Raw genomic sequence first — 10,461 nt, 5'->3', positions numbered from 1 at the left:
GAGAGAGCTCTCACGTCGCTCGCCAATGCTCGCGGCCAGTGCGAGACAAACTCGCCGCTTCGCTCGCGATCTACGTGACCCGGTACAACCTTCGCTGGTCGCCGGAGGCTCAGATCGTGGTCCAGCGTTCGCACTGGCGCGGCCACTTCGGTCCGCCCAAAGGGGGCCGCCCGCGGACGGTGCCGATGACGGCGCGTGTCGTCGCGGCCCTTCATGCGTTGCCTCGCTCGATCTCCGATCCGTGGGTGATCGTGCGCGACAGCAAACACGGACGGGGCCATGAGACCCACAGCTCGCTGGGCTGCGCCGTCGGACACGTCGAGCGAGCGGCCGGGCTTGGCAAGCCGGGGCGGCGTGGCAAGCTCCACAGGTTGCGGCACACCTTCGTGACGCGGCTCGCGGCGGCCAATGTTCCGGCGCGGTCGATCATGGATCTCGCCGGACACGCGCGGCTCGACACCACCATGAAGTACATGCACCTGATCCCCGGCGCGGGTGGCCAGGCGATCGCGGCTCTCCAGGCGTTCGACTTGGGGCAGGATAGGGGCAGGGAGGAGGGGCCGATCACCGGATCGGCCAGCTAGCACCCTCTACCTATCCAAAGAACATTGCGCGCGGCAGGAGTCGAACCTGTACGGGGACTTGCGAGAAACGTCAATGATGGCGCGCAGTTGGGCCGCAAGCCCCCGTGATCACTCAGATTTCCTGTCCCGTCCTGTTCCACCTTGCCCTCTATTGGAGAGCCTCGTTCCGAAGCGTTGGAGCACACGAGGAGCACATGCGTCTACTGCGCGGCACACGGGTTCTCGACGCCGGGACAGGGGATGGCTGTGTGTTGGGACGAGCCATCGCAATTGTCGAGACATGCGGTGCCGGGACTGACGAGCAGACGATCGTCGAACAGTTGACCGTCGGCGAAATAGAGCACCGGAATCTGCGCGCAGGTGTCCTCAAACCGCATCTGGGCGGTGCTGCCACTGTAGCCACTGAAGGGGAGAATCCCGCCTTCTTCCGAAGCGCTGAACTCGGCAAGGCCAGGCTCGAGCTCTCGCCAGGTGCCTCCAAGCATCATCCATTCCCCGTTACAGCCTCGGCTGCCATAGGTCCAGGTGCCGTCGGCGTCGACCCGAGTCCAGTCGATGGCGTGGTGATCCCAGAACGAGTCGCCCCAGTCACCCACGAACCACTCGCCCACGAGCCACTCCTCAGCGGGAGGGGGGGCCTCCTCGGTGTCAGGCCCGCAGGCAGCGAGGGTGAGAAAAAGGAAGCTGAGGATGACTGGAAGGCTTGGACGAAACATGTCTCAGGACTCCTCCACACGAACATAGGGGGCGACGGCGGGAACCCCTTGGTCGCTGAGGATGAACAGCATGTACCATCCCGGAGGAAGATCAAAGGAGTTGGGCTCCACCTCGAGCTCGACGAGCTCATCGCTGGGGCGATCGGTGATGGTCAGCGGGATACGCCGCTGGGCCATGTCGAACTGGTGGGTGGTCGACCCCAGCCGGATGAGCGCTGCCTCCTGAATCTGATCGGAGGTCGGCGCGCCGCCGGAGGTATCGAGGGTGACCGACAGGATCTGGCCGTGTTGGACCACCTGCCCGTCCAAGGGGAGCGCCAGCTTGGGGCGTGGGCCGCGGAAGAGGTATGGAGGCTCGTAGATCTCAGCGTTCTGCTGTTGGATCAGGCCCTGACGGGCACCGCTTCCCGTCGAGAGCACGGTGCCGTCGGGCAGCAGCAGCGCAGTCGAGTGGTACATCCTCTCTTTTTCCTGAGTGGCCGCTTCGCACCATCGGCCTGGATCGGGGTGCCAGATCTCCGTGACTTTCGTGGCGAAATCAGCGTTGTCGACGAACACACACTCGTCGGGCTGGTTGTCGCACTCGCCACTGTAGGGGGGACCGAGGAAGTCACAGTCGCCATCTTCCTGGCAATTGACGATCTGGTCGTTCTCTTGGCCCTCGAGGAAAGAGCAGATGTTTGCAGCGCAGGCGATAGACTCGACCCGGTTCGGACTCCAGCCAGTCATGTCCTGGTAATAGTCGCCCACCGGGTAGCATCGGCTTCCCTGCCCACCGCACTGACCCCAATCGCCGTTGTTGGAAGAGTTGCCGCCAATGGCCGCAACGGTCCCGTCTGCGAGAATCACGAAGTTGGAGAAGTGCCGTGCGTGATTCATGGGCACGCGGACCTCCCACTGGGCCTGGGCGAGGTAGTCCTCGGCCGACAGATCGATGACTTCGGTCCTTGGTCCAGGCTGGTCGCCACCACCGGCCTTCATGATCATGTTGGGTGCGTACATCACGGCTGCGCCACCGGGGATGTTGCTCGTCTTGACTTCAGTGATTGGGTTGTCGAACCACTCGCCGGTTTGCGGATCCAGCACCACGCCATTCCATTGGTCGGGGCCAGCCGAATCCTCCGCCCCACCCACGAAGAGGCGACCATCCCACAACTGGAAGACGAAGGGGTAGAGGATGCCCGTCAGGCGCACTTCGTTCTGCACGAGCGGGTTCGTGAATGGGTAGAGTTCAGGCAGCACGGTGGTCTGCCCGTTGGGCTGATCTAGGTCGTAGATCTCGACTTCGCCTGCATTGGTTCCTCCCATGATGAACACGCCCCCTTCGGCAAGCGCAGTGGCGGTGGGATACCAACGCTGCTTGGCCAGGGAGTTGAGCAGGCTCCAGGATTCGGTGTCCGGATCAAAGAGCAGAACATCGCCCAGACCCGAATCTTCGAACGCGCCGGTGTTGTTGCCTCCGACCACCAGGATCCTGCCGTCGGGCAGCGGAGTGTGGCCTGCACAGAAAATGTCCGAATCGTAGACCGTCTCCTCGCAGGTCTCGCCTGGCTCGCAGTCGGCATCCGTCTCGCACTGGATCTTGGTCGACTCCCCCTCCTCGTTGGTACACGCCAGCACGTTGTTAAAGCGCGTCGGAGCGTAGGAAAAGGTCCGGGTCTTCCAGTCGTAGAGGTAGGCTTCGGACTCGGGCCAGATCAAGACCTTGCCGGTGTGCAAATGAACCGCGTGGACGGCCACGACGGAGCGTGAACCCGTCTCGCAGTCTGGCTCACCTGCGCAGTCCATGTGGCTTTGGATGTCGCTCCAATCAAAGACCTCCGACCAGCGGCCAATGTCCTGGGGCTCCGAGCCATCCGAGCACAGGGATTGCCCTCCCCCTGTTTCGCTTCCTGCATCCGTGCCACCGCCCGGACCGTTGTCGGAGCAAGCAGCGGTGACCAGGATGGCGGGGAGGAAGATGGCGGGGAAGAGGGTAGGGAGCTTCATGGCTGACACTCCTCTGGCGACGGGCATGCCCCGCAGCAGATCCACCTCTCGACGGCCTCGATCAAGGTGTCTGTGAGCTGGCATCCCTCGGGGGCCGGCATTTGCAGACCGGCCCCGCCGACCAGATCGGGGCAGGTGTGCGTACCCCGAAGCTTGTGCCAGAGGTAGCTCTGGCTGGGCAAAGTTGTGACCCCATCGACCAGGTTCATGAGCCCAGTCTGCGCAGAGGGTTGATTGATGAGCCCGGCAGACGCCGGGGCACGCAGGTCCAGATCCGCCCATTGTCCGCCCGGTTCGTGGCAACCATCCACGCAGTTGGGCGTCCAGATGTTGTCGAGTTGATCCCCGTAGACGATGTCGGACTCGCACTCATACTTGGCGCAGACGGGTTCGGTGGCGTCATCGCAGGTGTAGTGCTGATGGGGTGGACACTCACCATGCCCACCCTCGAGGCCGCCATCGCTTTCACTGCCAGTGCCAGAATCCTGATCTGCCACCGGTTCCCGGCAGCCCATGACAAACAACGGCGCCCAAAAAAGTGGCGCCCAGAATCTGCGGCTCACGCATCGCATGCGCAAATCGTGACCGGAGAGGCAAGCCCTGTCAAGCCGGACCCTGATAGCCCCGTGAAAGGAAAAATTACACCGAGGCGCGCTTTCGTGCGGGTCCTGCGACCGCCGGATCCCCCTCTACGACAGCTCCCCCAAGAGCGGGTCCTTCTCCCGGTAGCGCCTGCGCTTGGCTGCCTCGTTGGCCTGCGCCAGCAAGGGCATCAGCTCCATCAGCATGCAGATCGCCTCTTCTTCGTCTGCCGTCCAGGGGCCTCGTGATTCGGTTTGGCCTGGGTCTTGGGGAAGACGTGCATCGTCTTGAGCTTTGCTTGCATCTTGGGCCCGAGCTACATCTTGAGCCAGACCTCCGCCTGTGTTGTGGGTGCTGCTGTGGTTCATGCTTGGTTTGGGTTCTCAGATTCGTCGCCGCTGGCTCCGATGCTACAGGCGACGAATCGAGTCGACCATCCTCCGGGGTGAAATGGGGAGTAGTCACGGCCAAAACGAGGTCTGGTCATCCTCTACGTTTGGGGATCGAAGGCGTCCGGGGGATGATGGCCATGACCAAAGGAGGGGCCCAAGGGGACAATTTGCTTAACTTAAGCCAATAGGAGCTGTAGAATAGGGGCTACATTACTTCCCTAACCCCCCATCCTATGTCCAAGAATGTCCTGGCCTATGTCCGTGTTTCCTCCAAGAAGCAAGAGGACAATGACAACTCCATCCCCTATCAGAAGCGTGTGATCAGTGAGTACGCCCAGCGTGAAGGACTCCAGATCATTCAGTGGTACGAGGAGACCCATTCCGCCTACAAGGGGAAACGGGGTCAGTTCCGCCAGATGCTTGAATCCTTGGATCGCCCCAACATCGACGGGGTGATCCTGCACAAGCTCGACCGCCTCTCGCGGAACGTGGGGGACTTCGCCCTGGTCGACAAGATGATGGCCAAGGGCAAGGAGTTCATCGTCATCGAGGGCCGCTTCGACACCCGTCGGGCTGCGGGGAGACTGGCGCTTCGCAATCTGTGCAACATGTGCGTCTGGTACTCGGAGAACCTGTCTGAGGAAGTCACCGCCAAGTTGGGGGAATGTCTGCGTCGGGGTTACTACCCTGGTCCTGCCCCGATCGGCTACCGTGACGGAGCCAACAGCGACCCCGACCGCAAGAAGAAGTACGCCCATCCCATCCAGGGGCCGCTGACCGTGGAGGTCTTTGAGCTCATGGCCACCGGCAACTGGTCGATCCGAACCGCTTCCAAGCACATGAAGGCGCGGGGCATGCTCAACTCCGCTGGCAGCCCGCTCACCAAGTCAGCCCTCCAGAGAATGCTCAGAAACCCCTTCGCCTGTGGTCTGGTGCGCTGGACGCCCTCTTCGACCGGTGAGCCACGCTTGTTTCCGGGCAACCACGAGCCGATCATCTCCAAGGCCTTGTTTGACAAGGTCCAGACGGTGCTGGACCAACGTCTGGCTCCCAACAAGCAAAACCATGACCACGCCTACGCCAAAACGGTCCGCTGCGAGTGCGAGCGCTACCTGATCCCCAGTCTGCACAAGGGCATGGTCTACATGGTCTGCCAGAACAAGGGCTGCGCTTTCACCTCGATCCGGGAGGACGAGCTCGAGGATCACTTCGCGACTGCCCTCGCGCGTCTGGGCATGGGCATGGGCAGTGCCCCCAACTCCGGTTCTGGCTCCGACTCCGGCTCCTCATTCATCCGCCTGGCCCACGAGGCCGCCTTGCGTCTGGCCGAGACCAGCTCGCAGCGACGCAAGGCGGAGAAGGCTACGCTCGATCGGCAACTGGCCCATGTCCGGGGCCGCCTGAGCAAGCTCGACGAGGCTATGCTCGAGGGCTTCTTCTCTCCCGGTGAGGGGACCGCGAAGAAGGACGAGCTGCGCTCCCAGCAGGCCGTGCTCCTGACCGAACTCGCGGAGCTCGACGACGACGGTGGAAGCAAGGGCAGCGGAAACGGCTCCGACTCCGTGACCGCCCTGCTCGAGGGTCTGCATGCCCTGCCCACCCTCTATCGCGGCCTCGGACCCTTCGACCGTCGTCGCATTGTTCTATCCCTGTTCACGAAAAGGCAGATGCGCCCTGAGGGTCTCTACGCCGAGCCTCATCCTGCGTTCATCAAACTGGCCGATGCCCAGGCCGCAGTCAGAACCGTCCGAGCGCTCTCGAACCCGGCGTCGATCGCCTCTGGGGCCCCTGAGCAAGCCGATCCCACCGCCGAAGCCGCCCAAAATCTCACCCACGCCAAAAAGCCCGACTCGAACTCGGGACCAATCGCCTCCGAGGGCCAGAGCAAGCCCGTTGCGGCCGACGGGGGAGGAGGAAAAGTTGGAAATGTTGCAGGTGGTGGACCGAGTGGGCCAGCCCTCGGCCTTCTAACCGATCGCCTGCAGGTGCTCGTCGACGAGGCTGCGGATGGGCTGATCAGACTCTTGGCATCATCAGATGGGCTGGGACTCCTGGACGTCTTGATGCCTCCCAGCTACAGCGCTCCAGGGTCGTAGATCATCACCGGAAGGTCCTCGATGTCCAGTTCCGCGCAGACCTGATGCACAAGTTGGCGGGCCTCAGCTTCAAAGTCAGAGGGGATACTCTCCTCGAACGGTGCTGTTTCACGAGAGGTCTGCTTCATGTATTCGTGGGCCTCAAGGAGAAGTCCAGGTATAGCCACGATGAACGTGCACACGTATTGTAAGTACAAAATTGCAATGAATCGAAGTTCTTCGACTGATTCGGGCGCTCCGCTCTCCAGGCGGGCAAGCAGTGGGGAGTCTCGTTTGCCTCGCTGCTTGCTCCACCCGTGCGCCAGCCAGCGGCTACGCATCACCTTAATCGCTCCTAGGCTACGCCGGGCGCGAGTCAGCAAGGGTTTGGTGGCTCGTAGAGTCGTTCGGTGAGCAGGGGTCTTTCCGGCCTCTTTGGCAAAGACCATGATCGCTTCGTCGATAGAAACGATCTTGCCAATGATGAAGAGACAGAGGATCTTGTCCAAGCCGAAGCCTCCAGGAGGCTGCGGCTTCGGTTCGCTGTCGTCTAGCTCACGTAACGCGTGAAGCAAATGTGTGAAGTGAAAGTGCACTTCCGCAAAAGTAACCGCGGCTTGAGAGCACGGTTTAGGGCGCTGCCGGCGACGAGACACTCCCAGGTCTCGAGCGTTTTGTTCGTCGAGCATTCCTGCGCGCGCTAGGAGTTCGGCTAGCGTCCAGTTGTTGGATGGCTTCCGCGAGTCTGCCATGGGGAGCCTGTCTCGTTGCGGCTGGCAACGCAAGTTACAAACACTGCTTGGTCACAATTGATTTCCTCGAGTGCCACCAAGAGGTCTGTTGGTCGCTATTAGGATCGTAGCCGCCATCACCCTGCTGAGTCGACGCTGTGACGCAGTATGCCTTGCTAGACTCGTTCCCCCACGATGATTGGAAAGTGAAGGTCAACTGCGATGTCCCAACTCCAGATGGATTTGAATCGGAGATTACGAAGTAGTGCGTGTTAGGCCCACAGGGGTCATCTCCCGGATCTGAGACCCGCACCTGATAGGGGCGGTTCCCGAAGTTCGAGTTGTCTCCCTTTTGAGCCTTGATCGTTACGAAACCAGTTTGAGAGTTGACTGAGGCACAGACCTCAAAGATCTCACCACCACCTCCGCCGCCATTGTCCGCGAAGGAGAAGCTATTGCATTGGTACTGACTCACGCCGTAGGTGTCGCTGCACATGCACATCTGGTCCGCGACACAGGTCTGATTATTGACGGAGCATGTTTGATCCACCGAACAGTTTTCTGCGACCTGGGTTGGACCCCAAGCTCCGTATCCGCCAGTACAGGAAGTAGCGTTCCCTGGGCAGAGTTGGTCTCGGAACTGAATGTTTAGGTCATCTCCGCAACTGTTTCCGGAACAGCTGTACTGCGAGTCAGCATCCTGGTCGCAGACGAAGTTCGACGACCGAAAATTGCACCCGTCACAACAGATGCCCGAGTTGCAGTCGCACTGAGGGTCGTTGTTGATGCAGTAGTCATCAAAGCCGTCTCCAGCGTCCTGGCAGCCCTCTGCACACACATCGACTAAAGAGTAGCTTCCATCAGTACACTGAAAAAGACTTCCTGTCGTTTGTCCTACAGATTCCCCGCAGTAAAGTCCATTTCCGCTAGGACAGGATTGCGGATCGATGCAGTAGTCGTTGTTCCCATCTCCCGCATCCTGACATCCGTTCTCACAAACCTCGGCGAGCGTGTAGTTGCCGTTGACACAATCGTAGAGGCTACCGGAAGTCTGGCCTACCAACTCTCCGCAGTAGAGGCCGTTTCCGTACGGGCAGGAGTTTATTGCTCCTCCTCCGACCTCACAGGGTTCTTCTTCTGTGGGTACACACTCTGCGTGCTCGACACATGATGCAAGAGCGGGATCGCAGTATTGTGAGATGGGACACTCAACAACCTCACAGGGATCCTGAGCGGCGTTGTCATTAATGCGTTCATAGCCCATTACGACCCACTTTGCCATATGAGCTCGCGTCGCGGCACTCCCAGGATTGAACCAAATTTCACCGTTCATGTCTGGTTGAGGGAGATTGATGAATCCCCGGGACACTCCGAAGTATACGTATGGCGCATACCAGTCGTTGTAGATGTCTACGTCGGTAAAAAGATCGTTTTCTTCTACGCCAGGGCCGAGCATGCTAGCCACGCTAGCGGGGGTAGCGAAGGCTTTCCAAAATCCAAGGTCCCAGAATCCGCTGAAATCATTCGGATAGAATGCCAGGGTTATCATTTTCAGGGCCTCAGCCCTATTCAGGTTGTCGTCGGGGCAAAAGGAGATTGAATTACCCGTGCAGACCCGGTCAGGCTTTATTACAGGAATGTAGGGGAAAGTGGTCAGATCGTGGATGTAGTTGTAGTCAGGGTCGGTGTTTGGGACATCAGAGAACTGAGCAAGAGGTGATGCTCCGGCGACTTTGCTGCCCAACGCTACTCGGATCCATCGGGCAGCCTCGCGCCGAGTCGCGGGCAATCCTGCCCCAAACTCACCGTTCCAAAGGCCAAGATCGATGCCATAGTAGCGCATCTTCTTAGCATATGACTCGGCCCACGTGTACTCCGTACTTGTGATATCAATAAAGTAATCCTTTACCAGAGGCTCTGGATCCAAATAACCAAAACGGGCAAATGGACCGTTCGGATCAATGGGGGCGCCTGGTGATGGCTTGCCGAGAAAGTCGGCCTCGTTTTCGAAGTATGCGTCCCCTCCGTATAGGTGTTCGAGGCCACCGTCCAGCCACGCTTGAAGATGAGCCAAATTAGCCCACTGGCGGACAGTCAGGTGGAGGTGAGGAAGATACCAAGATCGTCCTGTCATACCTTCAAGGCCCAGCAAGTAATTACGGGAGACCGCAAGGCCCGCCTCGACATACCTCTCGTGTAGGTGGTGATAATGTGTTGTTATAATTATGTCAGAGTGCAGGTTCAGTCGAGCAGCTATAACGATCGAGTTCCCCCATCCTGAACTCTTGTTCGACACAAGGACCTTCCCGGCCATAGTCGCATGAATCTTGTCAATTCCAGGCTTCCTCTGATCTATGCCGTTCTCTGGGTCGTATAGTCCGCCATAAGTGGAACCGCCCAGATCGAGACCGTTGTGACCAAAGGCGTAATGAGGATCGTTAACTGTTGTGTTGAAGACCTGTGATACCCGCCAGGCCGGATTCGGATCGGCGAGGGGAGGATTGAAGTCTGCGAGCGGGATCTGGTTTATATCTGTCGCTCGGAAGATTGTTTCGCCAGTGATGATTTCGGGGGAGCCCTCGTCAGCTCGTCCAAAAGGCACGAACGCTAAGACCATGGCTGTTGTGGCAGCCACTAAAAGACAGAGAGTTTTGATGTTCTTCATGGCAGTTACCTCGGCGAGAACACGCTCGTGCCCACAATTATATTGAGTTCATCCAAGTAGAGATCTGCTCGGTCGCTTAAGTATAGGTTGATGACGTGTTCGTCAGCTTCGTATGCAACCTGACTTCCCCATGCATCCTCGGCCGCAGTCCCATGTGCCCGCGCATAGGTGTCGGGCTGCATGTGGACAAAAATCGTTTTCCCGTCGGCCAGTGTGTATTCGGTGAATTCATGAGCGGCCCAGCCCTCAACGGGGACTTTTGGTGCTGCGAATTCATGCATTTCTACGATCAATGCCCTAGCGTCACTCTCATTCCCAGGGGTGATTGTGTGGGGACCAATCTCTAGCTTGACTGGGGCACCTAGGTCTGAGTCACCTAGCACAACTATGTAGCCGGGTTGCTCATGTATGATCTTCCAGTCTTCGGGGAGATCGAAGCTGACATGGGGGATAGGTGTACGGTCGACTCCGGTGTAGCAGCCACCAAGTAGCCCGCCAGCAAACAGCACAGTCGCCATTATCCTTATTATTGTCTTCATGATGATGTTTGGGTTAGAGGTGGCGCGCGCGACGCACCTGTACGTGTACGTGTACGGCAACACTTGTCGCCAGTCCAGAAGTAATTGCTGTAGGGATAGTGACAAACCACCGGGAGGGGTCATAAACCATCAATAGCCAGCGATCCGGGGGTTTCAAGTGGAGCAAAGATGGACGACTGGTCGTAGCT

At 59.2% G+C, this 10,461-nt stretch carries 8 protein-coding genes; 2 read left to right on the top strand and 6 right to left on the bottom strand.

Annotated elements, in window-relative coordinates; all coding sequences use genetic code 11:
* The first annotated feature begins 38 nt into the window (after positions 1-38).
* Positions 39-584, top strand: a complete 546-nt coding sequence (locus DB30_RS26540; RefSeq protein WP_052553975.1) for a tyrosine-type recombinase/integrase — start codon at positions 39-41, stop codon at positions 582-584.
* Between the two features lie 200 nt (positions 585-784).
* Here DB30_RS26540 and DB30_RS26535 read toward each other — a convergent pair whose 3' ends face one another.
* From DB30_RS26535 to DB30_RS26525, 3 genes are all read right to left on the bottom strand, one after another.
* Positions 785-1,195, bottom strand: a complete 411-nt coding sequence (locus DB30_RS26535; RefSeq protein WP_146660730.1) for a hypothetical protein — start codon at positions 1,193-1,195, stop codon at positions 785-787.
* A 108-nt stretch (positions 1,196-1,303) separates the two neighbouring features.
* On the bottom strand, positions 1,304-3,289 hold the full coding sequence (locus DB30_RS26530; RefSeq protein WP_165703960.1) for a galactose oxidase early set domain-containing protein: 1,986 nt from the start codon (positions 3,287-3,289) through the stop codon (positions 1,304-1,306).
* On the bottom strand, positions 3,286-3,786 hold the full coding sequence (locus tag DB30_RS26525) for a hypothetical protein (RefSeq protein WP_052553969.1): 501 nt from the start codon (positions 3,784-3,786) through the stop codon (positions 3,286-3,288). The genes DB30_RS26530 and DB30_RS26525 overlap by 4 nt, the downstream gene beginning before the upstream one ends.
* Positions 3,787-4,496: 710 nt before the next feature.
* On the opposite strand from DB30_RS26525, the gene DB30_RS26520 reads away from it, so the two are divergent.
* Complete coding sequence (locus tag DB30_RS26520; protein WP_052553967.1) at positions 4,497-6,359, top strand: recombinase family protein; 1,863 nt, start codon at positions 4,497-4,499, stop codon at positions 6,357-6,359.
* On the opposite strand, the gene DB30_RS26515 is transcribed toward DB30_RS26520, so the two are convergent.
* From DB30_RS26515 to DB30_RS26505, 3 genes are all read right to left on the bottom strand, one after another.
* Positions 6,338-6,847: a hypothetical protein gene (locus tag DB30_RS26515; protein WP_146660726.1), complete on the bottom strand. Its 510-nt coding sequence runs from the start codon at positions 6,845-6,847 to the stop codon at positions 6,338-6,340. The two genes, DB30_RS26520 and DB30_RS26515, sit on opposite strands and share 22 nt — an antisense overlap.
* Positions 6,848-7,124: 277 nt before the next feature.
* The gene (locus DB30_RS26510; RefSeq protein ID WP_146660724.1) at positions 7,125-9,734 is read right to left on the bottom strand and encodes a M23 family metallopeptidase; all 2,610 of its coding nucleotides are present in this window, start codon (positions 9,732-9,734) and stop codon (positions 7,125-7,127) included.
* A 5-nt stretch (positions 9,735-9,739) separates the two neighbouring features.
* Positions 9,740-10,273 (bottom strand): hypothetical protein, encoded by a 534-nt coding sequence (locus tag DB30_RS26505; RefSeq protein ID WP_146660722.1) that lies wholly within the window; start codon positions 10,271-10,273, stop codon positions 9,740-9,742.
* Positions 10,274-10,461 lie beyond the last annotated feature (188 nt).

The sequence above is a fragment of the Enhygromyxa salina genome, assembly GCF_000737335.2.
Classification (GTDB): Bacteria; Myxococcota_A; Polyangia; order Nannocystales; family Nannocystaceae; genus Plesiocystis; species Plesiocystis salina_C.
Note: the sequence above shows the minus strand (reverse complement) of the source record. Positions and strands in the feature narration are given on the sequence as shown.